The organism is Methylobacterium sp. 174MFSha1.1, assembly GCF_900116815.1.
In the GTDB taxonomy this organism is placed as follows: Bacteria; Pseudomonadota; Alphaproteobacteria; order Rhizobiales; family Beijerinckiaceae; genus Methylobacterium.
Window position 1 is genome coordinate 1 of the sequence record NZ_FPCB01000028.1, and the last position, 23,349, is coordinate 23,349.

Below are 23,349 nucleotides of genomic sequence, written 5' to 3' on the forward strand. Positions count from 1 at the left end.
ATCTAGGCCGTAGTGAGGAATTAACTATCTGAGCCAGATGGCGATGGCCGCGAGCTTGACGAAGCCCATGTAGTTGGCAAGCAATTTGTCATAGCGCGTGGCCACCCGCCGAAATTGCTTCAGCTTGTTGAAGAAGCGCTCGATCTGGTTGCGCTCCTTGTACACATCGCGATCAAATTCACGTGCGACTTTGCGGTTGCGGCGCGGTGGGATTACCGCCGTCGCGCCGCTCGCACTCACGACCTCAACCAAGCGGTCCGCATCATAACCTTTGTCGGCGATCACGGATCCAGGCTCGAAGCCGTCAAGCAACGCACAACCGCGTGTCACGTCGTGTTCCTGGCCAGGGCCGCCCATCAGCCGGACAGGCAAGCCAAGACCATCCGTGGCCGTATGGATCTTCGTCGTCAGACCACCGCGTGACCGACCCAAGCCCTGGGCATCCGCCCCCCTTTAATCTTGCGCGCTCCCGCAGCCTGACTGTGCGCTCGCACAATCGTCGCGTCCAGCATCAGCCAGTCCAGATCAGCCTCCTGGGCCAGGACATCCAGCATCTCGTCCAAGACACCACGGGCAATCCAGTCGTAATAGCGCCGCTTGACCGTGTCGGGTTTGCCAAGCCGCTCCGGAAGATCCTTCCAGCGGCCACCCGACCGGGCCATCCAGAGCAGCGCATCAAGAAAACGCCGATTGTCGGCGCGGCGTCCGCGTGTTCCTTTCCGGCCGCCAGGAACCAGCACCTTCAGGCGCTCCCATTGCTCGTCGGTCAGGGCATCGGGATCTTGCGACATGGCTGGAACTCCTCCGGCCACAATCAGCAACCGCAACCTTGCGCCAGGCTGGTGTTCATTAATTCCTCACTACAGCCTAATATCTCGTTGCCCCTGGCACGCCCCGCATTCCCCTTCGATCTCGACGATCCGGCTCGCCGGCTTGAACCCCGCCTGGGCCAGGGTCCGATCCAAGCTGCGCTCAATCTCGGCCGAGATCGTCTCGTCGACGCTGCCGCAACTGCGGCAGATCAGGAAGACCGCGCTCTCGCCGGCGCCGTGGCCGTGCTCGCAGGGGACGAAGGCGTTGCGGCTGGCGATGCGGTGGACGAGGCCGTGCTCGGTCAGGAAGTCGAGGGCGCGGTAGACCGAGACCGCGGCGACGCGCTTGCCCGGGGCGCTCAGGCGCTCGGCGATGTCGTAGGCGCCGAGCGGGCGCCCCTCCTCGGCCACGACCTCCAGGGTGCGGCGGCGGAGCGTCGTGAATTGGAGGCCGAGATCCTGTGCCAGCCGCTCGGCCCGCGCGACGAGGTCGGCCGTCCGGGCGGGGCCGTGCGCCTCCTGTCCGTGGGCATGACCATGAGGCCCGCAGGTTCCGTGCTCGTCCATCCGCCACCCTCCCGGCGCCGTCCTACCCCAACCCGGCGGCGGTTGACAGGCCCTGCCTGTTACAGTGTAACGATCCGCGTCGGGGCAGCAGCCGGCCGCCCCTCATATGGGGTCCGTGCGCCCGCCCGCGTAAGGGCGCGAGCCGGACCCGAGCGAACGATTCGCCGATGCCGCATTCTCACGCCCCGCGAGCCGGGTCCGCTCCGCGCCCGCAGGCCGCGCCGTTTTCCCTGCTGCGGGTTGGCGTCGGGCCGCGCCTCGCCGTGGCCGGCCTCCTGGCCTCGGCCCTGTGGGCCCTGATCGGCTGGGCCATGGCGTGACGGCACCGCTCAAGCCTCCCGCGCCCGGCGGCGCCTTGTCCTTTCGCGGCCTCACCCTCGGCTATGCCCGCCATCCGGCGGTCCACCACCTCGACGGCACGATCCTCCCCGGGTCGCTCACCGCGGTAATCGGGCCGAACGGCGCCGGCAAATCGACCCTGCTCAAGGGCATCATGGGCGAGATCGCGCCGCTGGAGGGCGAGGTCGCCCGCGCGGGGCTGGCGCGGCAGGACATCGCCTACCTGCCCCAGGCCGCCGAGATCGACCGGGCCTTTCCGATCGGCGTGTTCGACCTCGTGGCGATGGGGCTCTGGCGCCGGGTCGGGCCGTGGCGCGCCCTGAAGCCGCACCGGGCCGCCGTCGCCGCGGCACTCGCGGCGGTGGGGCTTACCGGCTTCGAGCGCCGGCCGATCGGCACGCTCTCGGGCGGTCAGCTGCGTCGCGCCCTGTTCGCCCGCGTCCTGCTCCAGGACGCCCGGGTGATCCTGCTCGACGAGCCTTTCGCGGCGATCGACGCGCGCACCACCGACGAGCTCCTGGGGCTGGTCCACGGCTGGCACGCGGAAGGTCGTACCGTGGTGGCGGTGCTGCACGACCTCGACCAGGTCGCCCGCCACTTCCCCTCGACCCTGCTCCTCGCCCGCGGGGCGGTGGCCTGGGGCGCGACGCACGAGGTGCTGACCGCCGACAACCTGCGCCGCGCCCGCCGGCTTTGCGAGGCCTGGGACGAGGACGCGCCGGTGTGCCGCGCCGCGGCCAAGCACGATCACCAGTCCCACGACCATCCGCCCCACGATCCTGCAAATCACGACCAGCAGCCGCACGACCACGGGCCGCGCGACCACGCGCATCACGACCACACCCACGGGCACGCCGCGTGATCGACTTCCTGACGGCGCCCTTCGTCGAGTTCTCGTTCATGCGCCGGGCGCTCGCCGGCTGCGTCGCCCTGTCGGTCGGCGCCGCCCCGGTCGGCGTCTTCCTCACCTTGCGCCGCATGAGCCTGATGAGCGAGGCGATGAGCCACGCCATCCTGCCGGGCGCGGCGGTCGGCTTCCTCTGGGCCGGGCTGTCGCTGCCGGCGATGACGCTCGGCGGCCTCGTCGCCGGGCTCGCGGTGGCGCTCCTGTCGGGTCTCATCGCCCGCTCGACGGTTTTGCGCGAGGATGCCAGCCTGGCGGCGTTCTACCTGATCTCGCTCGCCGCGGGCGTGCTGCTGATCTCGGCCCGGGGCTCGTCGATCGACCTCCTGCACATCCTGTTCGGCACGGTGCTGGCGCTGGACGACGACGCCCTGGTGCTGCTCGGCGGCATCGCCACCGTGACGCTCGCGGGCCTCGCCGTCGCCTACCGGCCGCTGGTGATGGAATGCGTCGATCCGCTGTTCCTGCGCTCGGTCGGCCGGGCGAGCGGGCCGGTGCACTACGCCTTCCTGGCCCTGGTGGTGCTCAACCTCGTCGGCGGCTTCGCGGCGCTCGGCACCCTGCTCGCCGTCGGGCTGATGCTGCTGCCGGCGATCACCGCCCGGTTCTGGGCCCTCGACCTCAGCGGCCTGATGCCGGCGGCGGTCATCCTGGCGCTCGTCGCGAGCGTGGCGGGGCTCCTGGTCTCGTACTATGCCAGCCTGCCGACCGGGCCAGCGATCGTGCTCGCCGCCGGTACCCTCTACGTGGCCTCGATGCTGCTCGGGCCCCGCGGCGGGCTGGTCTGGCGGCTGATCCCGGCCCGCCACCTCGAAGCCTAAGCGGCCGGGAAGCGTGGCTACCGGGACGGGTGCGAGTCGGGCGACCGCGCCGGCTCGCCCCGGTGCGCCGCCCGCCGGCAGGCATCCGAGCAGTAGCGCACCTCGTCCCAGACCCGCTCCCACTTCTTGCGCCAGGCGAAGGGCCGCCCGCACTGGGCGCAGGTCTTCTGCGGCAGGTCGCCCTTGCGGCGCATCTTCGGCATCGCGTCAGCGCCCCGTCTTGCCCGCGTCGGCGAGCGGGATGGTGCTCCACCGGGTGATCTGCACGTAGCCGTCCCGGGCCGCCACCAGGATCTGGCGGCGATAGGCGTGCACCACCGCGCCGGGGGCGTGGCGGTGGGCCTCCGTCCAGCCGTGCGCCTCCTGCACGAAGATGCGGTTGTCGTTGACCCGCGCCAGGGTCTCGATCGACCCGAAGGCCCGGACCCGGCGCAGGATCGCCGCGACCGACTGGCGGAAGTCGAGGGTGCGGTCGAGATCGGTCACCCGCGGCCAGTAGGCGCCGTCGCCCTGCGGCTCGGCCTTGCGCCACAGGGCGGGCAGGTCGCGGGCGATCGGTCCGCGGGCGAGCCGCGCCGCCGCCATCTGGCAGCGGGCGAGCAGGGTCTCGTGCGTCTCCGCGCCGGAGATCGGAAAGATGTCCTGCGCCAGGATGTCGCCGGTGTCGAACCCCTCCTCGGCGAGGACGTGGGCGGTCACGCCCCAGCTCTCGTAGGAATCGAGGACGGCGCGGAACAGCGGGTAGGGCCCGCGCCCGTCGGGAAGCGGCGAGGGATGGATGTTGAGGGCGTAGCGTACCCGGCCCGGCCAGCCGGTGACGAGCCACGGATAGCCCGCCACCACCAGCGCCCAGTCCCGCCCGTGCTCGGCCGAGAGCGCCTCGATGTCGGCGACGCGGATGCGCGAGAGCTGGATCGGCACCCGGTGCCGCCGGGCCAGCGCCACCACCGTCTCGTTCTGGTCGTAGATCCCGTCGCAGGGGCGGGAGAACAGCTTGATCGGCTGCCAGCCCGCCGCGACCAGGGCCTCGAAGACACCGCCCAGGAAATCGATTCCCGCGAAGGCGAATTTCACGACGCGACTCCTCAGACCCGCCCATTCCCGGCGAGCGGACCTCAACCCGTCCGCCCCTGCGTCGGTTCGGCCCGGCACAACGCACGCGCCAGGGCCTCCGATCGCTCTAGCTAGGGTTATGGTCAGCCGGAGGGGAGCCGCAATGGCGCGAGTGTTAATCAACGTTTCGCATGCCGGCGCGGGACGCTGATCGCGCATGCGCACGCTGCGCCTCGTCCTCGGCGACCAGCTCCATCCGCGGCTCGCCACCCTTACCGACCTCGATCCCGGCGCCGACACGGTTCTGATGGTCGAGGTCGCCGAGGAGGCGACCTATGTGCGCCACCACAAGCAGAAGCTGGTGCTGGTTTTTTCCGCGATGCGCCACTTCGCCGCCGAGTTGCGGGAGCGCGGCGTCGCGGTCGACTACGTCGCCCTCTACGATCCCCACAATGCCGGATCGTTCACCGGCGAGCTCGCCCGGGCGATCGCGCGCCACCGGCCCGACCGGATCGTCGTGACCGAGCCCGGCGAGTGGCGGGTCGAGGCGATGATGCTCGAGTGGGAGGAGCGGTTCGGGCTCCCGGTCGAGATCCGGGACGACACCCGCTTCCTGTGCCCGCGCCCGGTCTTCGCCCGCTGGGCGGAGGGGCGCGGGAGCTTGCGGATGGAGAACTTCTACCGCGCCATGCGCCGGCGCACCGGCTTCCTGATGGAGGGCCGCGAGCCGGTGGGCGGGCAGTGGAACTTCGACCACGACAACCGCCGCCGCCTGCCCGCGAGCCACGCCGTGCCGGAGCGCCGGCGCTTCGCGCCCGACGCAGTGACGCGGGAGGTGATGGACCTCGTCGCCCGCCGTTTCCCCGACCATTTCGGCGACCTCGACGGCTTCGCCTGGCCGGTGACCCGCGCCGAGGCGCTCGAGGCCCTGCGCCACTTCCTCGACGATTGCCTACCCTGGTTCGGCGACTACCAGGACGCGATGCGGTCCGGCACGCCGTTCCTCTATCACGGGCTGATCGCCCCGGCCCTCAATCTCGGCCTCCTCGACACCGAGGAGGTGTGCCGGGCGGCGGAAGGCCGCTGGCGCGAGGGCGCGGCCCCCCTCAACGCAGTCGAGGGCTTCATCCGCCAGATCCTCGGCTGGCGCGAATACGTGCGCGGCCTCTACTGGGCGCGGATGCCGGACTACCCCGAGACCAACGCGCTCGGCGCCACCCGCGACCTGCCGTGGTTCTACTGGTCGGGCGAGACCGCCATGGCCTGCCTCGCCGAATGCGTCCGCGACACGAAGGCCCACGCGCATGCCCACCACATCCAGCGCCTGATGGTGCTGGGCAACTTCGCGCTCATCGCCGGCCTCGCGCCGCGCCAGGTCGAGGAGTGGTTCCTCGTCGTCTACGCCGACGCCTACGAGTGGGTCGAACTGCCCAACGTCCACGGCATGGCGCTCTGGGCCGATGGCGGGCTCCTCGGCTCGAAGCCCTACGCCTCGTCCGGCGCCTATATCGACCGGATGTCGGATTATTGCCGCGGCTGCGCCTACGACGTGAAGGCGAAGACCGGCGAGACCGCCTGCCCGTTCAACTACCTGTACTGGAATTTCCTGATCGGGAACGCGGACACCCTGCGCGGCAACCCGCGCCTCGCCATGCCCTACCGCACCCTCGACACGATGGCGCCGGCGCGCCGCGACACGATCGTGGCGGATGCCGCCCGCTTCCTCGATGCGCTCACATGAGTCGGCTTCGCTCAAGCGTGTGGACCCTACGGCTTCACCGCGCGGGCTTGCGACACAGGATCCGGAAGGAAGCCTCCCGCACCCGTGTCAGAGGGGTAGCCAGGCGGTGAGCGTGCCGTACAGGTCGGGGCGCCGGATCTGCTCCTCGTAGACCCAGCCGGCCGAGACGCGAAGGCTCACCCGTGCCACCGCGACATCGGTGGCGTGGAGGCCGAGGCTCCATTTCCGGTAGCCGGTGCGGTCGGCATAGAGCGCGGCCTCCGGCCCGAGATAAGCCGCGGTCAGGTCCGGGAACCGGATGCCCCACGACACGCGGCCCCAGGCGCTCCAGCGCGCCGTCCCGCCGATCAGCGTCGCGGTGACGAGCGTCGCCTCGCTCGGCCGGGCCCACAGCTCTCCCTGCACCCGCACGCCGAGGCGCGGCGCCGGCAGCCGCCGCGTGCCGGGGCTGTCCAGCACCTCGAAGGCGAGTTCCGGTCCGGCGAACAGGGCCGCGACGCCCCAGCCGCGCACCCATTGCCACCCGGCCAGGGCCCCGGCCTGCACGGTATGGCGCAGGGTGCGCGGCGGCGCGCTCCCGTTCTTCGCCCGCGGATCGCCCCACCAGTCCCGCTCCGGCCGTATGCCGTAGCCGAGGGTCGTGAGGGTCACGGCGCCGTCCCGGGCGATCCCGCCCGGCGCAACCTTGGCCCCGGCGCTGACGAAGGTCGAACGGCCGGCATCCAGGCTGCCGAACAGGACCGTCCGCACGTCGTCCCGCTCGTCGGCCGACGCGACATCCAGGCAGGCCAGGCTGGTGGCTGCACAGAGTAGGACGAATCGAGCCGGGAAAAGGGGCACGGGATCCGGGCCTGACGTTGCGTTCATGGAAATATCTTTTCCATGAAACGCAGCGTCAAGCCAGTGCTATGACTACGCCATAGGCGATCGGCCGCGTCGGTTGGGCATCCGGCGATCCGGGCGGAGCCGCATCGGACTGCCGCCAGGGCGGGAGCCGGCGCGATGAGTCTCCGCGACTGTCAGCACTCGCCGGCGTAGGCTGCTATTGCCTGAAAAATCAACGCATTAGACGCTGTTTGTGCTTGAGCGTAACCATTGGTTAACCGCATCATCGGACCCTTGGCCGGCAAAGCGCTACGCACCCGCGAAGGATCTCCAACCCGGCAGGAGGTGTCATGGTCTCCAAGGAGTTTCGGCAGCAGATCGAGGGATACGGCCTGACCACGGCTCATATCCTCTACCGCATCCCCGACCATCCCGGCGTGCTGCAGACCTATGTCTGGCAGGATTACGACCTCGCCCCGCGCTTCCCCGTGCTCACCGGCTTCCTGGATTTCTGGAAGCGCGAGCTGGAAGGACCGCTGCACTCGGTCCGGGTGGCCCATTCGCAGCTGATCAAGCCGGCGGAGTTCCGTGCCGTGAACGGTGTGCTCACGCTGCACTGACTCCGGGCGCCCGCCATTTTTCGAGGGCTCTGCCCTACGATTGCCCGGTTGGCCGTGTGAGAGGCCCGTCACGGCCGCGCTGTCGAGCAGCGCGGCGCTCACGTCGGTGAACCATGCACAGGCGCTTCCTCTTCGCGGCCGGGCCGCTTCGACGGCGGCTCGGCCCCCTTCCCGCCGCCGGGCCCGTCCGCGCCGATCTCGGCGCGGGCACCACCCATGCGCGCGGGTTGGCCCGGGCGGCGGAGTGGGCTAGAGGGGGCCGGGCGACCCCGGCCCGGGGCGCCGCGACCCCGCCGGCGAGCGTCGCCCCCGCTTTCGAGGGTGCCGCGACCCCGCAAGGGGGCGCCTCCCCGGCACCGGACGGCCAGAGCCCCGTGACGCAATTCGCCCGCACTTCCGAGGTCCTGACCGTCCTCGCCGCCCAGGAGACCGAGCGGCTGACCGTCGGCGACATCGTGGCGGTCCTGCGCGACCGGGCCTTCGCCCTCCTCGTCGTGCTGCTCGGCCTGCCGAACTGCCTGCCGATGCCGCCGCCGATCCCGCTGATCTGCGGCCTCCTCCTCGCCCTGGTGGCGGCGCAGATCGCCGCCGGCATGTCGGCGCCGTGGCTGCCGCGCGCGCTGCTCGGCCGCTCGATCGCCCGCTCCGACCTGCAGCGGGCCGTCTCCCGCGCGGTGCCCCTCCTGCGCCGCCTGGAGCGCTGGTCGCGGCCGCGGCTGCGGGTGTTCGAGAACGACATCGGCATGCGCGCCATGGGGCTGCTCATCCTGGCGCTGTCGCTGGTGCTGATCGTCGCCGCCCCGCTCGTCGGCCAGATCCCGCTCGGCCTCGCGGTCACCCTCGTCGGCCTCGGCCTCGTTGAGCGCGACGGCGTCGTCGTGGCGGCCGGTCTCGGGATCGGGGTGCTCGGCGTGCTGCTGAACCTCGGCTTCGTCTACGCGGTGTTCACCGCCGTGATGGGGCTGCTGAACCTGGGGGCTGCGGCGGCGGGGGCGTGAGAATGGTACGGCTCGCTGCTTGCGAGCCTGCTCGGTCTCATCGCCATCGTTGACATCCATCGCGTCATTCCGGGGCCACGCAGCGGAGCCCGGAGTGCCGCAGGCACACCCAGAACCACAGATGGTACAGAACAGAGCGGACCACTTACCGCTTTATTCTCTAGAACCTGCGGCTCTGGATTCCGGGCTCCGCTGCGCGGCCCCGGAATGACTCTGCGGGTATAAAAATCGACAGAGGCCAATCGAACGGGCTCTCAACGCAACCTCGATGGCGGTTCTGACCAACGGCTCAGGACAGCCCCGCCAGGGCCGCCGGCGTGTCCACGTCCACCAGCACGCCCGGATCGTCCACCGGCAATTCGAGCACGTCGTCGCGCCGCGCCAGCAGCGGCCCGGCGCCGCGGTCGCCGGTGAGGCCGGCGAGGCCCTCCGCGAGGAGCCGGCGGTTGAGCAGCACCGGGTTGCCGCGATGCCCGCCCTGCACCGGCACCACGGCCGAGGGCGCGACCGGCGCCCCGCGGAACGCCGCGGCGAGCCGCACCAGCAGGCCGGGCCCGACCCGCGGCATGTCGCCCAGCAGAACGAGCGATGCCGGCACGGTCTCCGGCAGGGCGCCGAGCCCGGCGCGCAGCGAGGTCGACAGGCCCTCGGCGTAAGCGGGATTCTCGACCAGCGTCAGCGGCAGCCCGGCGAGCGCCGCGCGGACATCCGCCCCGGCATGGCCGAGCACCGCCACCACCGGCCCGAGATCCGCCGCCACCGCGGCTTCGGCCGCGTGGCGCACCAGCGGCTTGCCGTCGAGGCGGCTCAGGAGCTTCGGGCTGGCGCCGAAGCGGGTGCCGCGGCCGGCGGCGAGCAGCACCGTACCGATGGGATCAGGCCTCATCCGCACTCTCCCCGCCGTCCCGGGGCTGGGGCCGCGACACAATCTCCATCAGCAGCCCGCCGACCCCGAACCCGACGATGTCGTCGCGGGTGACGGGCAGGCCGGCGAGAAGGCGCTGCAGCACCCAGTCGAAGCCGTTCTCCTTCGGCGAGCGGGCGCAGCCCGGGGCGCCGATCACCGGCACCGCATGCCGCGTGTCCTGGCGCAGGCGTCCGAGCAGCAGCAGGTTGCCGGGATCGACCGGCATGCCAAGATGGTCGACCACGCCGCCGGCGGCCTCGATCCCGGCCGGGACCACGTCGCGCCGGTCGGCGATCGCCGAGGCGCCGAACACCACCGCCAGTTCCGCGCCGTCCCGCTCGATCGCGTCGCGCAGGGCCCGCGCCACGGCGCCGGCCTCGTGCGGCACCCGCGCCTCGCCGACGATCCGCCCACCGGAGGGGCCGAGGCGAGCCTCCAGCGTGCGCAGGGTCTTGTCGACGACGCTGGATTTGAGGCCGGGCAGCAGGGTCGAGATCGCCGCCACCCGGCTCAGGCGGTAGGGCGCGATCCGGATCGCCGGCGCGGCCGCGGCGAGGGCCCGGTCGAGCACCGCCCCCGGCACCGCATAGGGAATGATCTTGACGGTGGCGACCATCTCGCCGGGCACGACCGGCTTGAACGGCACCAGGGTCGCGAGGGTCACCGCCTCGTCGACGCGGTTGACGCCGGCGATGACCGCCTCGTCGAGGACGAGCAGGCCTCCTTGCGCCGCGTGCAGGTTCGACCGGCCGGTGAAGGGCGGCTCGACCGTGACACCCGGGCCCGCCACCGCGGCGGCCAGCGTTTCGGCCGCCGCGTCCTCGCCGACATCGCCCGGTTCGAGGGCCACCGCCACCACCTCGGCGATGCCGGCCGCGGCGAGCCGGGCCGCGTCCTCGGCGCCGATCGGGCGGCCCTTCTTCACCACCGCCTCGCCGGCGCGGACCGAGTGGGCGGCGATCAGCCCGGCGGCCTCTCCGATCGGAACCGGGCCGAACCTCATGCGGGCGCCCAGCGCCGGTCCTGGCGCAACGCCGCGATCACCTGCGCCAGCACCGAAACGGCGATCTCGGCCGGGCTGACGGCGCCGATATCGAGGCCGATCGGCGCGGCGATGCGGCCGATCTGCGCCTCGCTCAGGCCCGAAGCGGTGAGGCGCTCGACGCGCCGGCCATGGGTCTTCCGCGAGCCGAGCGCCCCGACATAGAAGCACTCGGCCTTGAGCGCCGCGACGAGGGCGGGATCGTCGATCTTCGGGTCGTGGGTCAGCGCGGCGACCGCCGTGTAGCGATCGAGGGGCGGCAATTGCGCCAGCGCATCATCCGGCCAGAGCGCCAGCAGGGTGACGTCCGGAAACCGCTCCGGCGTCGCGAAGGCGGTGCGCGGGTCGATGATGGTCACGTCGAGTTCGGTCAGACGCGCCATCGGGGCGAGCGCCTGGCTGATATGGACCGCGCCGATCACCACGAGGCGCGGCGGCGGCACCTGGACGGTGAGGAACAGCGAGCGGCCCTCGGCCTCGACGATCCCGCTCTTGCCCGAGCGGAACCGCGCCGACAGCTCGGAGGCCAGCGGATCGGCCTCGGCGTCGGCCTCGCGCACCAGGCGCTGGGTGCCGTCGGCGGTGTCGGTGACCAGGATGACGGCGCGGCGGGCGGCGCGCTCCCGGTTCATCTCCCGCAGGATGTCGAGCCTCACGCGACCGGCTCGACCAGCACGCGGATGCGCCCGCCGCAGGACAGGCCGACCCGCCAGGCGGTCTCGTCGGCGACGCCGAATTCGAGCACCCGCGGCTTGCCGTCCTCGATCACGTCGGCGGCCTCGGCGATGACCGCGCCCTCGACGCAGCCGCCCGAGACCGAGCCGAGGAAGTTCCCCTCCTCGTCGATGATGAGGTGGCTGCCGACCGGTCGCGGGGCCGAGCCCCAGGTCTCGATCACGGTGGCGAGCGCCACGCCGCGGCCGGCCTCGCGCCAGGATTCGGCGGTGGCGAGGATGTCGGTGTCTGTCGACAGCATGGAACGAATCTCCGGGACGGCTGGGCCCCGACAAGAAGTTAGGATCTAGCTCGCGTCGCGCAACCACGCCTTCGGCGCGCGGCCGCGCGGCTGGTGCGCGCCGAGCGCGCGGCAGAGGTCGGCCATCGCCGACAGGCTGTGGATCGGCCGGAAATCGTCGACATGAGGCAGCATCGCCCGGATGCCGCTGGCGCGGGCCGAGAACCCGTCGAAGCGCAGCAGGGGGTTGAGCCAGACGAGGCGCCGGCACGAGCGCCGCAGGCGGTCCATCTCGTGGGTCAGCTCCGGCGTCACCTCGCGTTCGAGCCCGTCGGTGAACAGCAGCACCACGGCGCCGCCGCCGAGCACCCGGCGCGACCAGTGCCGGTTGAACAGGTGCAGCGCCTCGGCGATGCGGGTGCCGCCCTCCCAGTCCTGCGCTCGGGCGCTGGCGCGGGCGAGCGCCTCATCGGGGTCGCGGCGGGTCAGTTCGCGGGTGATGTTGGTGAGCCGGGTCGCGAAGACGAAGCTGTGCACCCTGCGCTGCTCGGAGAGCGCGTGCAGGAAGTGCAGGAACAGCCGCGAATACTCGGCCATCGAGCCGGAGATGTCGCACAAGGCGACGATCGGCGGCGGCCGCTCCCGCGGCGCCCGGAAGGCGAGGTCGATGGCCCCTCCCGCCCGCACCGTGCGCTGGAAGCTGCGGCGCGGATCGATGCGCCCGCGCGGGCGCGCCTCGAACCGCCGGGTCCGGGTCGCGTCGTCGGGCAGCCTCAGGGAGCCGATGAGGCGGCGGGCCTGCGCGACCTCGTCGGCGCTCATCTGGGCGAAGTCCTTGCCCTTCAGCACCTCGGCCTGCGACACCGAGAGGGTCACGGTGGTGAGGTCTTCTTCGGTGATTTTCGGCTTCGGCCGCTCGGTCTTCGGCGACAGCGCCTCCTGCACCCGCAGAGCCCCAGCATTCGGGGGTTTGGGCGGCGCCTTGTCGGGGGCGACCGGTGACATCTGGGCGATCATCTTCTCGATGAGGTCGCGCCGGCGCCAGAACAGCCGGAAGGCCTCGGCGAACAGGGCCGAGTGCTCGCGCCGGCGCACCAGCACGGCGTGCAGCGTCCAGTAAAAGTCCTCGCGGCTGCCGATGGCGGCGGCCTCCACCGCCTCGACGGCGTCGATCACGTCGCCGGGCCCGACCGGCACGCCGGCGGCGCGGAGCGCCCGCGCGAAGTACGCGATGTTGTCGGGGAGCCGGCCGGTGCCCGCGGGAGCGTCGCTCATCCGCCGGAGGATCTCACCTCGTCGAGCAGCGCCTTGGCGCGCCCGCCCTGCATCGCCTGGATGTCGTCCTGGTACTTCAGCAGCACGCCGAGCGTGTCGATGACGAGGGTCGGATCGAGGGCGATGGCGTCGAGCTCGACCAGCGCCGTGGCCCAGTCCAGGGTCTCGGCGACGCCGGGCGCCTTGAACAGGTCCTCCTTGCGGATCGCCTGCACGAAGCCGACGACCTGGCGCGACAGGGCCTCGGGGGCGTCCGGCAGGCGGGTGCGCAGGATCTGCAGCTCGCGCTCCGCGTCCGGGTAATCGACCCAGTGGTAGAGGCAGCGGCGCTTGAGCGCGTCGTGGATCTCGCGGGTGCGGTTCGAGGTCAGGATCACCAGCGGCGGCTCGGGCGCGCGCACGGTGCCGAGCTCCGGGATCGTCACCTGGAAGTCGGACAGCACCTCGAGCAGGAAGGCCTCGAAGGCCTCGTCGGTGCGATCGAGCTCGTCGATCAGCAGCACCGGCGCCCCGCCCTCGCCCGGCTCCAGCGCCTGGAGCAGCGGCCGGCGGATCAGGTAGCGCTCGGAGAAGAGCTCGGATTCGAGCCGCTCGCGGTCGACGGCGCCGCCGGCCTCGGCGAGGCGGATCGCCATCATCTGGCCGGCATAGTTCCACTCGTAGACCGCGGCGGCGACGTCGAGCCCCTCGTAGCATTGCAGCCGGATCAGCGGCCGCCCGAGGGATTTTGCCAGAACCTTGGCGATCTCGGTCTTGCCGACCCCGGCCTCGCCTTCGAGGAAGAGCGGGCGCTTCAGCTTGAGCGACAGGAAGACGACGGTGGAGAGCGCCCGGTCGGCGACGTAGCCGGCGGAGGAGAGCAGCGCCTGGGTGGCGTCGATGGAGGTGGGGAGATTCATTCGGCGGGGGCTGCTTCTCGCGAGGGCGGTCGGCTTTCCGCCGAAATACTCAGATGGGAATATTAGAGCGCGGCCGCGCCGTTCCATCCCCTCCCCCCTCTGCGGGGGAGGGTGGCCTGCGGTGCAGGCCGGGAGAGGGGACGCCGCTACCGGAAATCACTGAACCGTTGTGAAGGGCGCCACCTGGATCGGCGTCGCGGTCCCCTCTCCCGCCCCACTCCGTGGGGCACCCTCCCCCGCGAAGGGGAGAGGGTTCACGAGACACGTCGCGCCCTACCGGTCCGCCGCCTTCTGCACCGCGCGGCGCGCCATCACGCCGATCAGGTGGGCGCGGTAGGCCGCATCGGCGTGGATGTCGCTGTTGAGCCCGCTCGCCGACGGCGACATCCCCTCCAATGACTTCGCGGCGAAGCGCTTGCCCAATGCCTCCTCGGCCTCGGTCCAGCGGAACACCCCGTTGGACCCGGAGCCGGTCACCGTGACGCGGATGTCGCTCGGGCGCTTGGCGACGAACACGCCGACGAGGGCGTAGCGCGAGGCCGGGTTGCGGAATTTCTCGTAGGCCGCCTTGTGGGGGATCGGGAACGAGACGCCGGTGACGATCTCGCCCTCCTCCAGAGCGGTCTCGAACAGGCCGGTGAAGAACTCCTCCGCCGTGAGCTTGCGCTTGTTGGTGCTGATCGTAGCGCCGAGCGCCAGGCAGGCCGCCGGGTAGTCTGCGGCGGGATCGTTGTTGGCGACCGAGCCGCCGATCGTGCCGCGGTGGCGCACCGCCGGGTCGCCGATCAGCGCGGCCAGCTCGGCGAGGGCGGGAATCGCCTCCTTCACGTCGTTCGACTCGGCGACCGCGCCGTGGGTGGTCATGGCGCCGATGGTGATCGAGCGCGGGCTGCGCTCGATGCCGACGAGATCCGGCACCTTGCCGAGGTCGATCAGCGTGCCGGGGGCGGCGAGGCGCTGCTTCATCGTCGGGATCAGGGTGTGGCCGCCGGCGACGAGCTTGGCGTCCTCGCCGGAAAGCAGGCTCACGGCCTCCTTGAGGCTGGTCGGCTGGTGGTAGGCGAAAGCGTACATGATGCTCTCCAGACAGATCTTATTCCGCGGCTTCCGGGCGCAGGTGGGGGCTCGCCTGCGCGGCCCGCCACACCGCCAAGGGCGTGGCCGGCATCGCGATGTTTTCGTGGCCCAGCGCGTCGGTGAGCGCGTTCATCACGGCGGCCGGCGCCGCGATGGCCCCGGCCTCGCCGCAGCCCTTGATGCCGAGCGGGTTCGACGGGCACGGCGTCACCGTCATGCCGACCTCGAACGACGGCAGGTCGGCCGCACGGGGCATGCGGTAATCCATGAAGCTCGCGGTGACGAGCTGGCCGTCCGCATCGTACAGCGCGCCCTCGAACAGGGCCTGGCCGACGCCCTGCGCGATGCCGCCATGGACCTGGCCCTCGACGATCATCGGGTTGATGACGTTGCCGAAATCGTCGACCGCCGTGAACTTCTCGATGGTGACGACACCGGTGTCGGGATCGACCTCGAGCTCGCAGATATGCATGCCGGCCGGGAAGGTGAAGTTGGTGGGATCGTAGAACGCCCCCTCCTTCAGGCCGGGCTCGAGCTGGGCGCCGCTGAACTTGTGGGCGACATAGGCTTGCAACGCCACCTCGCCGAAAGCCAGCGACTTGTCGGTGCCGGCGACCGAGAAGCGGCCGTCCTTGAACTCGATGTCGTCCTCGCCGGCCTCCATCGCGTAGGCCGCGACCTTGCGGCCCTTCGCCACCACCTTGTCGATCGCCTTGGCGATGGCCGACATGCCGACCGCGCCGGAGCGCGAGCCGTAGGTGCCCATACCGAACTGCACCTTGTCGGTGTCGCCGTGCACGATGGTGACGCTCTCGATCGGCACGCCGAGCCGGTCGGAGACGAGCTGGGCGAAGGTGGTCTCGTGGCCCTGGCCATGGCTGTGCGAGCCGGTCAGCACCTCGATCGACCCGGTCGGGTTCACCCGCACCTCAGCCGATTCCCACAGGCCCACGCCGGCGCCGAGCGACCCCACCGCCTGCGAGGGCGCGATGCCGCAGGCCTCGATATAGGACGAGAAGCCAATGCCCCGCAGCTTGCCGTTGCGGGCGCTCTCGCGCCGGCGGCGGGGAAAGCCCTTGTGGTCGGCGATCTCCAGCGCCTTGTCGAGCGAGGCGGAGTAATCGCCGCCGTCATACATCATGATGACGGGCGTCTGGTGCGGGAAGCTCTTGACGTAGTTCTTGCGCCGGAACTTCGCCGGCTCCTGGTTCAGCTCGCGCGCCGCGACCTCGACCAGCCGCTCGATGACGAACGTCGCCTCCGGCCGCCCGGCCCCGCGATAGGCGTCGACCGGCGCGGTGTTGGTATAGACGCCGTCGACCTCGCAGTAGATCGCCGGGATGTTGTACTGGCCCGACAGCAGCGGCGCGTAGAGGTAGGTCGGCACCGATGACGAGAAGGTCGACAGGTAGGCGCCGAGATTGGCGGTGGTGTGGACCTTGAGCGCCAGAATTTTCCCGCCCTCGTCCATCGCGAGTTCGGCGTGGGTGACGTGGTCGCGGCCGTGGGCGTCGCACAGGAACGCCTCGGTGCGGTCGCTGGTCCACTTCACCGGCCGGCCGACCTTCTTCGCCGCCCAGACGCAGACGGTCTCCTCGGCGTAGATGAAGATCTTCGAGCCGAAGCCGCCGCCGACGTCGGGCGCCACCACCCGGAGCTTGTTCTCCGGCGCGATGCCGATGAAGGCCGAGAGCACGAGGCGGGCGACGTGCGGGTTCTGGCTCGTCGTGTAGAGGGTGAAGGCCTCCTCGGCCTCGTCGTACTCGCCGACGGCGGCGCGGGGCTCGATCGGGTTCGGCACCAGCCGGTTGTTGACGATGTCGAGCTTCGTCACGTGCGCCGCGCGGGCGAAGGCCGCCTCGACGTCGGCCTGGTTGCCGAGATGCCAGTTGAAGACGGTGTTGTCGGGGGCGACGTCGTGCACCACCGTGCCGGCGCCCGCGGCCTTCGCGGTCTCCACCACCGCCGGGAGCACGTCGTAATCGACCGAGATCGCCTCGGCGGCGTCCTTGGCCTGGGCCAGGGTCTCGGCGATGACGACCGCGACGTGGTCGCCGACGTAGCGCACCTTGCCCTGGGCGAGCGCCGGATGCGCCCCGGCCTTCATCGGCGTGCCGTCCTTGGAATGGATCATCCAGCCGCAGATCAGCCCGCCGACCTTGTCGGCGGCGAGGTCCGCGCCGGTCAGGATCCCGACCACGCCCGGCATCGCGGCGGCCGCCGCCGTGTCGATGCCGCGGATCTCGGCGTGGGCGTGGGGCGAGCGCAGGAAGTAGGCGTAGGCCTGGCCCGGACGGTTGTAGTCGTCGACGTAGCGGCCCTTGCCGGTGATGAAGCGCTGATCTTCCTTGCGGCGCACCGAGGCGCCGATACCCGTGGCGGTCATGGGCGTGTCTCTCCCGGATCTGGCCTTGCGGGCCGGCATCGAGGCCGGCCTCGGTCTCTCGCGGCGTTTCTTGTTGGTCCGGATGGCGCGGACATTTTTCGTAGGGCGCGACGCCCAACCCTCCCCCCTCTGCGGGGGAGGGTGGCGAACGGAGTGAGCCGGGAGAGGGGCAGCGCGACGCTGATCCAGGTTCCGCCCTTCATCGAGCGCGCGATTTCTCCGGAAGCAGCGTCCCCTCTCCCGCCCCACTCCGTGGGGCACCCTCCCCCGCAGAGGGGGGAGGGTTCAGGGTGGTGCTACTCCGCCGCGACCTTGTGCGGCTCGCCCGCCATGGTCTCGGCGCCCGCCGCGATGGCCTTCACGATGTTGTGGTAGCCGGTGCAGCGGCAGATATTGCCCTCGAGCTCGTGCCGGATGGTTTGCTCGTCGAGCGCGTTGCCCTTCCGGCGCACCAGATCCACCGCAGTCATGATCATGCCGGGGGTGCAGTAGCCGCACTGGAGGCCGTGATGCTCGCGGAAGGCCGCCTGCATCGGGTGCAGCTCGCCGCCCGACGCCAGGCCCTCGATGGTGGTGACGGAGCGACCGTCGCACTGCACCGCCAGAACGGTGCAGGCCTTGATCGCCTCGCCGTCGAGATGGACGACGCAGGCGCCGCACTGCGAGGTGTCGCAGCCGACATGGGTGCCGGTGAGACGAAGGTTGTCGCGCAGGTACTGCACCAGCAGCGTGCGCGGATCGATGTCGGCGGTCACGGCCTTGCCGTTCACCGTCAGGCTGACAGCGCTCATGGGTGACGTCCTCCTCTGGCCGAAAGCCCGCGGGTCCTGTCTGTCGGACCCTGTCGCTCGTGGTGGCCGGGCCGGCCGTGCCTCTCTGGAATCGCTCGAATTCGAGTGTCAACCGGCCGGAAGCGCCGGTCAAGGCGCCGCGTCTCGGCTTTTTGGCGCGCAAACCGGCCGTTTTCCGCCGATTCGCGGCATCCTGCCCGTTCGCCTCGCAACAAGTTGATCGCGGGCGATCGAAAACGGGATCAGGCCGCGGAGGTCTCGCCGGCGACCGCGCCGCCCTGGACCTCCTTGGCGAACGTGTCGAAGAAATTGTCGGCGTACTTCTTGGCGACGCCGTTGATCAGGCGGCCGCCGAGCTGGGCGATCTTGCCGCCGACGCTGGCCTCGACATCGTAGGTCATCTTGGTCTGGCCACCTTCCGCTGGCTCCAGCCGCACCACCGCCCCGCCCTTGGCGAAGCCGGCCACGCCGCCCTGGCCCTCGCCGGTGATGCGGTAGCCGTTCGGCGGGTCGATGTCGGTCAGGGTCACCTTGCCCTTGAAGGTCGCCTTCACGGGGCCGACCGCGATCTTCGCCGAGGCCTGCAGCTCGTTGTCCCCAACCTTCTCGAGGGTCTCGCAGCCCGGTATGCAGCGCTTGAGCACCTCCGGGTCGTTCAGCTTCTCCCACACGGTCTGCTGGTCGGCCGGCAGCAGCACCTCGCCGGTCATCGTCATCGCCATGGCGGCGCTCCCCCCAATCGTTGTGGTCAAACGGGCTTCGCCGGAACGGTAGCGGAGCCGTGGCGTCGGGGCCAGCCGGCCTTTCGCACACCCGACCGGCAACGCCGGATTGTCGAGTGGTGCGGTGCTTGCTAAGCCTCACGCCAAGGGACGGCCGTGACACCCGGACGACGGGGCGCGGCCAGGGAGGCACGGGCTCGAACCGCCCGCGAACGGAGAACGTGACCGCATGGAGGTCTTCGCGCAGCAGCTCATCAACGGGCTGACGCTGGGGTCGATCTACGGCCTCATCGCCATCGGCTACACGATGGTGTTCGGCATCATCGGCATGATCAACTTCGCCCATGGCGACGTGTTCATGCTCTCGGCCTTCATCGCGCTGATCACCTTCCTGATCGTCACGACCTGGCTCGGCATCTCGTCGATCGCGCTGGCGCTCCTCATCGTGCTGATCTGCGCGATGGTGCTCACCGCCCTGTGGGGCTGGTCGATCGAGCGCATCGCCTACCGGCCGCTGCGCGGCTCGTTCCGCCTCGCGCCGCTGATCTCGGCGATCGGCGTCTCGATCTTCCTGTCGAATTTCGTCCAGGTGGTGCAGGGCGCCCGCAACAAGCCGACGCCGCCGATGATGCGCGACGTGATCACGCTGTGGACCGGCGATAACGGTTACGCGGTGGCGCTCTCCTACAAGCAGATCATCATCATGCTGACCACGGTCGTGCTGCTCGCCGGGTTCTGGTACCTGGTGCAGAAGACGCCGCTCGGCCGCGCCCAGCGCGCCTGCGAGCAGGACCGCAAGATGGCCGCGCTTCTCGGCATCGACGTCGACCGCACCATCTCGCTGACCTTCGTGCTCGGTGCGGCGCTCGCCGCGGTCGCCGGCACGATGTACCTCCTCTATTACGGCGTCGTGTCCTTCGCCGACGGCTTCACCCCCGGCGTCAAGGCCTTCACGGCGGCGGTGCTCGGCGGCATCGGCAGCCTGCCCGGCGCGGTGCTCGGCGGCCTCCTCATCGGCCTCGTCGAGACCTTCTGGTCGGCGTATTTCTCCATCGAGTACAAGGACGTGGCGGCGTTCTCGATCCTCGCCATCGTGCTCATCTTCATGCCGTCCGGCATCCTCGGCCGGCCCGAGGTCGAGAAGGTCTGATGGCGAACCCGCCCACCACCCTGGCGGCGACACCCGCCGCCGACCGCGCCGCCACCGACATGGCGGCGATCGTCAAGGACGCGGCGCTGTTCGCGCTCGTCACCCTCGGCCTCTGCGTGCCGATCGTCGCCTTCCGCACCGATCTCAGCCAGACCTCGGCCCTCGACCTCGTGCCGCGCTGGGGCCTCGTGGCGATCCTGTGCGGCATCGTGTTCGTCGCGCGGCTCGCGCAACGGCTGGTCCTCGCCAACCGCGACGCCCGCCGGGCGCTCAGCCCCGCGCCGACCCAGGCGACGGAGGCGGTCGACGCGACGCCGAACGCCTCGCAGACGATCTCGTCCTACGCCCTGCCGGCCTTCCTGGGCGTGACCCTCGCCTTTCCCCTCCTGGTGGTGCTCGGCACCGGGGGCCTCGGCGAGTCGCGCTACTGGATCGACCTCGGCATCCTGATCCTCACCTACGTGATGCTGGGCTGGGGCCTCAACATCGTGGTCGGCCTCGCGGGCCTCCTCGATCTCGGCTACGTCGCCTTCTACGCGGTCGGCGCCTATTCCTACGCCCTGCTCTCGACGGTGTTCGGCCTGTCGTTCTGGGTCTGCCTGCCGCTCGCCGGCCTGTTCGCGGGCCTGTGGGGCATGATGCTGGGCTTCCCCGTCCTGCGGCTTCGCGGCGACTACCTCGCCATCGTGACCCTCGCCTTCGGCGAGATCATCCGGCTGGTGCTGATCAACTGGACCGACTTCTCAGGGGGAGCCGCCGGCATCTCGTCGATCCCGCGCGCCACCTTCTTCGGCGTTCCGTTCACGGCGGACGAGGACGGGTTCGCGGCGAAGTTCGGGCTCGACTTCAGCCCGATGCACCGGGTGATCTTCCTCTACTACCTGATCCTGGCCCTGGCGCTGATCACCAACGGCGTGACCCTGCGCCTGCGGCGCCTGCCGATCGGCCGGGCCTGGGAGGCCCTGCGCGAGGACGAGATCGCCTGCCGCTCGCTCGGCATCAACACCACCAACACCAAGCTGACGGCCTTCGCGCTCGGCGCGATGTTCGGCGGGTTCGCCGGGTCGTTCTTCGCCGTGCGCCAGGGCTTCGTCAGCCCGGAGAGCTTCAACTTCCTCGAGAGCGCGATCATCCTGGCGATCGTGGTGCTCGGCGGCATGGGCTCGCAGATCGGCGTCGCCATCGCGGCGGTCGCGATGGTGGGCGGGCCTGAGCTCCTGCGCAACCTCGGCTTCCTCAAGGCGGTGTTCGGCGACCACTTCGATCCGAGCGAGTACCGCCTGCTGCTGTTCGGCCTCGCCATGGTGATCATGATGATCTGGCGCCCCCGCGGCCTGATCTCGGAGCGCGCCCCCTCGATCGTGCTGAAGGAGCGCAAGCGCATCTCGGGCTCGCTCGTGAAGGAGGGCCACGGCTGATGGCCGAGACGCTCGCCTCCCCCCGCATGGCCGACCCGGTCCTCGCGGTCGACCACGTCACCATGCGCTTCGGCGGCCTCGTCGCCGTCAACGACCTGTCGTTCCGGGTCGGCCGCGGCGACATCACGGCGCTGATCGGCCCGAACGGCGCCGGCAAGACCACGGTCTTCAACTGCATCACCGGCTTCTACAAGCCGACCGAAGGCATGATGACCCTGCGCCACCGCGACGGCGCGGAGTTCCTGCTGGAGCAGCTCCCCGGCTACGCGGTGAACCGGAACGCCCGGGTCGCCCGCACGTTCCAGAACATCCGCCTGTTCACCGGCATGACCGTGCTGGAGAACCTGCTGGTGGCCCAGCACAACCCGCTGATGCTGGCCTCCGGCTTCACCATCGCCGGGCTGCTCGGCCTGCCGGCATACCGGCGGGCCGAGAAGGCCGCGGTGGAGAAGGCGAAGGAGTGGCTGGAGCGCATCCACCTGATGCACCGCGCCGACGATCCGGCCGGCGCCCTGCCCTATGGCGACCAGCGCCGGCTCGAGATCGCCCGCGCCATGTGCACCGATCCGGTCCTGCTCTGCCTCGACGAGCCGGCCGCCGGCCTCAACCCGCGGGAATCATTGCTGCTCAACGACCTGCTGCGGGCGATTCGCGACGACCACGACACCTCGGTGCTGCTGATCGAGCACGACATGTCGGTGGTGATGGAGATCTCCGACCACGTCGTGGTGCTCGATTACGGCACCAAGATCGCCGACGGCACGCCGGCGGAGATCCAGAGCGACCAGAGCGTGATCGCCGCCTATCTCGGGGTCGAGGACGACGAGGTGGAGCAGGTCGAGGCGGAGGTGGGGGTATGAGCGTCGCCGGCATCAACGTCCTGGTCGACGAGACCCGCGCCCGGGAAGCCGGCGCGCGGGCCCCGCTCCTCACCGTCCGTGGGGTGAAGACCTATTACGGCAACATCATCGCGCTCAAGGGGGTCGACCTCGACGTCAACGAGGGCGAGATCGTCACGCTGATCGGCGCCAACGGCGCCGGCAAGTCGACCCTGATGATGACGATCTTCGGCAGCCCCCGGGCGCGCGAGGGCACCATCACCTATGCGGGCCGGGACATCACCAGGATGCCGACCCACGAGATCGCCCGCCTCAACCTGGCGCAGTCGCCGGAAGGGCGGCGGATCTTTCCGCGGATGACCGTCTACGAGAACCTGCAGATGGGGGCGCAGGTCAATGGCGGCGCCCATTTCGAGCAGGACCTGGAGCGGGTCTGCGTGATGTTCCCGCGGCTCAAGGAGCGGCTCTACCAGCGCGGCGGCACGATGTCGGGCGGCGAGCAGCAGATGCTGGCGATCGCCCGCGCCCTGATGAGCCGGCCGCGGCTCCTGATGCTCGACGAGCCGTCGCTGGGTCTCGCCCCGCTCATCGTCAAGCAGATCTTCTCCGCCATCAAGGAGCTCAACGAGCGCGACGGCATGACGGTGTTCCTCGTCGAGCAGAACGCCTACCACGCCCTCAAGCTCGCGCATCGCGGCTACGTCATGGTGACGGGGACGATCACGATGTCGGGCACCGGCAAGCAGCTCCTCGACGACCCGTCGGTGAAGGCCGCCTATCTCGAGGGAGGACGGCACTGATGCAGGGGATCCTCTACGAGGAGAGCACGATCTGGCTCTTCCTGCTCGTCACGGTGGTGATGGGCGGCTGGATGGCCTGGATGATCGGGCGCGGCATCGCGCTCGGCTGGAAGCCGTACTGGCAGGCGATCGTCTCGCTCCTGCTGCTCGGCATCGCCGTGCGCTTCATCCACCACGCCCTGTTCGAGGGCAGCTTCCTGTCGCCGCACTACTACGTCGTCGACACGATCGTGCTGCTCGTCATCGGCTCGGCCGGCTACCGCGCCACCCGCGCGCGGCAGATGACGACCCAGTACCGCTGGCTCTACGAGCGCAGCGGCCCGCTCACCTGGCGGGCGAAGGCTTAACCGCCCGCCCCTGCCCCGCGCCCTCCGGAGCGAGGGCCGCCACCGATCCGGGGTCTTTTCA

Annotated in this window: 26 protein-coding genes; 11 read left to right on the plus strand and 15 right to left on the minus strand. The window is 70.6% G+C overall.

The genetic code is table 11. From position 1 onward, the window contains the following. Positions 1–24: 24 nt before the first annotated feature. Together BM430_RS22810 and BM430_RS22815 are read right to left on the minus strand one after the other, a co-directional pair. Positions 25–791 (minus strand): IS5 family transposase gene (locus tag BM430_RS22810; protein ID WP_093569542.1). Its coding sequence is split into 2 segments (ribosomal slippage): positions 25–443 and positions 443–791, totalling 768 coding nucleotides; the frame shifts between segments, so codons are not numbered across the junction. 69 nt (positions 792–860) lie between these two features. Then, complete coding sequence (locus BM430_RS22815) at positions 861–1,379, minus strand: Fur family transcriptional regulator (protein WP_093569543.1); 519 nt, start codon at positions 1,377–1,379, stop codon at positions 861–863. A gap of 167 nt (positions 1,380–1,546) precedes the next feature. Here BM430_RS22815 and BM430_RS34845 point away from each other — a divergent pair, with 167 nt between their 5' ends. Genes BM430_RS34845 through BM430_RS22825 form a run of 3 tightly spaced genes read left to right on the plus strand, consistent with a single transcriptional unit; the run spans position 1,547 to position 3,443 of the window. Further along, a complete protein-coding gene (locus BM430_RS34845; RefSeq protein ID WP_177303142.1) occupies positions 1,547–1,699 on the plus strand; it encodes a hypothetical protein in 153 nt (50 codons plus the stop codon). Beyond that, a complete protein-coding gene (gene aztA / locus BM430_RS22820; protein ID WP_093569544.1) occupies positions 1,696–2,580 on the plus strand; it encodes a zinc ABC transporter ATP-binding protein AztA in 885 nt (294 codons plus the stop codon). The genes BM430_RS34845 and aztA overlap by 4 nt, the downstream gene beginning before the upstream one ends. A 38-nt stretch (positions 2,581–2,618) precedes the next feature. Further along, complete coding sequence (locus BM430_RS22825; RefSeq protein ID WP_177303147.1) at positions 2,619–3,443, plus strand: metal ABC transporter permease; 825 nt, start codon at positions 2,619–2,621, stop codon at positions 3,441–3,443. A gap of 17 nt (positions 3,444–3,460) precedes the next feature. Here BM430_RS22825 and BM430_RS22830 read toward each other — a convergent pair whose 3' ends face one another. Both BM430_RS22830 and BM430_RS22835 read right to left on the minus strand, forming a co-directional pair. Beyond that, complete coding sequence (locus BM430_RS22830; RefSeq protein ID WP_093569546.1) at positions 3,461–3,646, minus strand: DUF2256 domain-containing protein; 186 nt, start codon at positions 3,644–3,646, stop codon at positions 3,461–3,463. Between the two features lie 4 nt (positions 3,647–3,650). Beyond that, positions 3,651–4,517 (minus strand): methionyl-tRNA formyltransferase, encoded by an 867-nt coding sequence (locus BM430_RS22835; protein WP_093569547.1) that lies wholly within the window; start codon positions 4,515–4,517, stop codon positions 3,651–3,653. 196 nt (positions 4,518–4,713) lie between these two features. Here BM430_RS22835 and BM430_RS22840 point away from each other — a divergent pair, with 196 nt between their 5' ends. Then, complete coding sequence (locus BM430_RS22840; RefSeq protein ID WP_093569548.1) at positions 4,714–6,237, plus strand: cryptochrome/photolyase family protein; 1,524 nt, start codon at positions 4,714–4,716, stop codon at positions 6,235–6,237. A gap of 87 nt (positions 6,238–6,324) precedes the next feature. Here BM430_RS22840 and bcsS read toward each other — a convergent pair whose 3' ends face one another. Beyond that, positions 6,325–6,987: a cellulose biosynthesis protein BcsS gene (gene bcsS, locus BM430_RS22845; protein ID WP_244539627.1), complete on the minus strand. Its 663-nt coding sequence runs from the start codon at positions 6,985–6,987 to the stop codon at positions 6,325–6,327. 425 nt (positions 6,988–7,412) lie between these two features. Between bcsS and BM430_RS22850 the strand changes: the two genes are divergently transcribed. After that, a complete protein-coding gene (locus tag BM430_RS22850) occupies positions 7,413–7,682 on the plus strand; it encodes an usg protein (RefSeq protein WP_093569550.1) in 270 nt (89 codons plus the stop codon). Positions 7,683–8,056: 374 nt separating this feature from the next. Next, positions 8,057–8,680 carry an exopolysaccharide biosynthesis protein gene (locus BM430_RS22855; protein ID WP_093569551.1) on the plus strand — a complete coding sequence of 208 codons (624 nt, stop codon included), beginning with the start codon at positions 8,057–8,059 and terminating at the stop codon, positions 8,678–8,680. 289 nt (positions 8,681–8,969) lie between these two features. Here BM430_RS22855 and BM430_RS22860 read toward each other — a convergent pair whose 3' ends face one another. From BM430_RS22860 to BM430_RS22905, 10 genes are all read right to left on the minus strand, one after another. Then, positions 8,970–9,566 (minus strand): nucleotidyltransferase family protein, encoded by a 597-nt coding sequence (locus tag BM430_RS22860; RefSeq protein WP_093569552.1) that lies wholly within the window; start codon positions 9,564–9,566, stop codon positions 8,970–8,972. Then, a complete protein-coding gene (locus BM430_RS22865) occupies positions 9,556–10,590 on the minus strand; it encodes a molybdopterin-binding domain-containing protein (RefSeq protein ID WP_093569553.1) in 1,035 nt (344 codons plus the stop codon). Before BM430_RS22865 ends, BM430_RS22860 begins: the two co-directional genes overlap by 11 nt. Next, on the minus strand, positions 10,587–11,285 hold the full coding sequence (locus tag BM430_RS22870; protein ID WP_093569554.1) for an XdhC family protein: 699 nt from the start codon (positions 11,283–11,285) through the stop codon (positions 10,587–10,589). Before BM430_RS22870 ends, BM430_RS22865 begins: the two co-directional genes overlap by 4 nt. Beyond that, on the minus strand, positions 11,282–11,605 hold the full coding sequence (locus tag BM430_RS22875; RefSeq protein ID WP_093569555.1) for an XdhC family protein: 324 nt from the start codon (positions 11,603–11,605) through the stop codon (positions 11,282–11,284). Before BM430_RS22875 ends, BM430_RS22870 begins: the two co-directional genes overlap by 4 nt. A 45-nt stretch (positions 11,606–11,650) precedes the next feature. Beyond that, positions 11,651–12,859, minus strand: coding sequence for a vWA domain-containing protein (locus BM430_RS22880; RefSeq protein WP_093569556.1), 1,209 nt, complete (start codon positions 12,857–12,859; stop codon positions 11,651–11,653). Continuing rightward, on the minus strand, positions 12,856–13,758 hold the full coding sequence (locus BM430_RS22885) for an AAA family ATPase (RefSeq protein ID WP_093569557.1): 903 nt from the start codon (positions 13,756–13,758) through the stop codon (positions 12,856–12,858). Before BM430_RS22885 ends, BM430_RS22880 begins: the two co-directional genes overlap by 4 nt. Before the next feature lie 273 nt (positions 13,759–14,031). Further along, positions 14,032–14,832 (minus strand): FAD binding domain-containing protein, encoded by an 801-nt coding sequence (locus BM430_RS22890; protein WP_093569558.1) that lies wholly within the window; start codon positions 14,830–14,832, stop codon positions 14,032–14,034. A gap of 19 nt (positions 14,833–14,851) precedes the next feature. Further along, positions 14,852–17,221 (minus strand): xanthine dehydrogenase family protein molybdopterin-binding subunit, encoded by a 2,370-nt coding sequence (locus BM430_RS22895; RefSeq protein WP_093569559.1) that lies wholly within the window; start codon positions 17,219–17,221, stop codon positions 14,852–14,854. A 296-nt stretch (positions 17,222–17,517) separates the two neighbouring features. Next, positions 17,518–18,012: a (2Fe-2S)-binding protein gene (locus tag BM430_RS22900; protein ID WP_093569560.1), complete on the minus strand. Its 495-nt coding sequence runs from the start codon at positions 18,010–18,012 to the stop codon at positions 17,518–17,520. A 242-nt stretch (positions 18,013–18,254) separates the two neighbouring features. Further along, positions 18,255–18,734, minus strand: coding sequence for an SRPBCC family protein (locus tag BM430_RS22905; protein WP_093569561.1), 480 nt, complete (start codon positions 18,732–18,734; stop codon positions 18,255–18,257). A 229-nt stretch (positions 18,735–18,963) separates the two neighbouring features. On the opposite strand from BM430_RS22905, the gene BM430_RS22910 reads away from it, so the two are divergent. Genes BM430_RS22910 through BM430_RS22930 form a run of 5 tightly spaced genes read left to right on the plus strand, consistent with a single transcriptional unit; the run spans position 18,964 to position 23,288 of the window. After that, a complete protein-coding gene (locus BM430_RS22910) occupies positions 18,964–19,884 on the plus strand; it encodes a branched-chain amino acid ABC transporter permease (RefSeq protein ID WP_093569562.1) in 921 nt (306 codons plus the stop codon). Next, positions 19,884–21,302 (plus strand): high-affinity branched-chain amino acid ABC transporter permease LivM, encoded by a 1,419-nt coding sequence (gene livM, locus BM430_RS22915; protein ID WP_093569563.1) that lies wholly within the window; start codon positions 19,884–19,886, stop codon positions 21,300–21,302. Before BM430_RS22910 ends, livM begins: the two co-directional genes overlap by 1 nt. Continuing rightward, a complete protein-coding gene (locus BM430_RS22920) occupies positions 21,302–22,162 on the plus strand; it encodes an ABC transporter ATP-binding protein (protein ID WP_093569564.1) in 861 nt (286 codons plus the stop codon). Before livM ends, BM430_RS22920 begins: the two co-directional genes overlap by 1 nt. Beyond that, entirely contained in the window at positions 22,159–22,941 is a 783-nt protein-coding gene (locus BM430_RS22925; protein ID WP_093569565.1) for an ABC transporter ATP-binding protein, read from the plus strand. Before BM430_RS22920 ends, BM430_RS22925 begins: the two co-directional genes overlap by 4 nt. Next, the gene (locus BM430_RS22930) at positions 22,941–23,288 is read left to right on the plus strand and encodes a DUF6867 family protein (protein ID WP_093569566.1); all 348 of its coding nucleotides are present in this window, start codon (positions 22,941–22,943) and stop codon (positions 23,286–23,288) included. Before BM430_RS22925 ends, BM430_RS22930 begins: the two co-directional genes overlap by 1 nt. Positions 23,289–23,349: the final 61 nt, after the last annotated feature.

Excerpts from the sequence above, each read along its gene's own strand:
- BM430_RS22815 (WP_093569543.1), bottom strand. The coding sequence starts at position 1,379 with ATGGACGAGCACGGAACCTGCGGGCCTCATGGTCATGCCCACGGACAG.
- BM430_RS34845 (WP_177303142.1), top strand. The coding sequence starts at position 1,547 with ATGCCGCATTCTCACGCCCCGCGAGCCGGGTCCGCTCCGCGCCCGCAG.
- BM430_RS22825 (WP_177303147.1), top strand. The coding sequence starts at position 2,619 with ATGCGCCGGGCGCTCGCCGGCTGCGTCGCCCTGTCGGTCGGCGCCGCC.
- BM430_RS22830 (WP_093569546.1), bottom strand. The coding sequence starts at position 3,646 with ATGCCGAAGATGCGCCGCAAGGGCGACCTGCCGCAGAAGACCTGCGCC.
- BM430_RS22840 (WP_093569548.1), top strand. The coding sequence starts at position 4,714 with ATGCGCACGCTGCGCCTCGTCCTCGGCGACCAGCTCCATCCGCGGCTC.
- BM430_RS22850 (WP_093569550.1), top strand. The coding sequence starts at position 7,413 with ATGGTCTCCAAGGAGTTTCGGCAGCAGATCGAGGGATACGGCCTGACC.
- BM430_RS22860 (WP_093569552.1), bottom strand. The coding sequence starts at position 9,566 with ATGAGGCCTGATCCCATCGGTACGGTGCTGCTCGCCGCCGGCCGCGGC.
- BM430_RS22865 (WP_093569553.1), bottom strand. The coding sequence starts at position 10,590 with ATGAGGTTCGGCCCGGTTCCGATCGGAGAGGCCGCCGGGCTGATCGCC.
- BM430_RS22875 (WP_093569555.1), bottom strand. The coding sequence starts at position 11,605 with ATGCTGTCGACAGACACCGACATCCTCGCCACCGCCGAATCCTGGCGC.
- BM430_RS22880 (WP_093569556.1), bottom strand. The coding sequence starts at position 12,859 with ATGAGCGACGCTCCCGCGGGCACCGGCCGGCTCCCCGACAACATCGCG.
- BM430_RS22885 (WP_093569557.1), bottom strand. The coding sequence starts at position 13,758 with ATGAATCTCCCCACCTCCATCGACGCCACCCAGGCGCTGCTCTCCTCC.
- BM430_RS22890 (WP_093569558.1), bottom strand. The coding sequence starts at position 14,832 with ATGTACGCTTTCGCCTACCACCAGCCGACCAGCCTCAAGGAGGCCGTG.
- BM430_RS22895 (WP_093569559.1), bottom strand. The coding sequence starts at position 17,221 with ATGACCGCCACGGGTATCGGCGCCTCGGTGCGCCGCAAGGAAGATCAG.
- BM430_RS22900 (WP_093569560.1), bottom strand. The coding sequence starts at position 18,012 with ATGAGCGCTGTCAGCCTGACGGTGAACGGCAAGGCCGTGACCGCCGAC.
- BM430_RS22905 (WP_093569561.1), bottom strand. The coding sequence starts at position 18,734 with ATGGCGATGACGATGACCGGCGAGGTGCTGCTGCCGGCCGACCAGCAG.
- BM430_RS22910 (WP_093569562.1), top strand. The coding sequence starts at position 18,964 with ATGGAGGTCTTCGCGCAGCAGCTCATCAACGGGCTGACGCTGGGGTCG.
- livM (WP_093569563.1), top strand. The coding sequence starts at position 19,884 with ATGGCGAACCCGCCCACCACCCTGGCGGCGACACCCGCCGCCGACCGC.
- BM430_RS22920 (WP_093569564.1), top strand. The coding sequence starts at position 21,302 with ATGGCCGAGACGCTCGCCTCCCCCCGCATGGCCGACCCGGTCCTCGCG.
- BM430_RS22925 (WP_093569565.1), top strand. The coding sequence starts at position 22,159 with ATGAGCGTCGCCGGCATCAACGTCCTGGTCGACGAGACCCGCGCCCGG.
- BM430_RS22930 (WP_093569566.1), top strand. The coding sequence starts at position 22,941 with ATGCAGGGGATCCTCTACGAGGAGAGCACGATCTGGCTCTTCCTGCTC.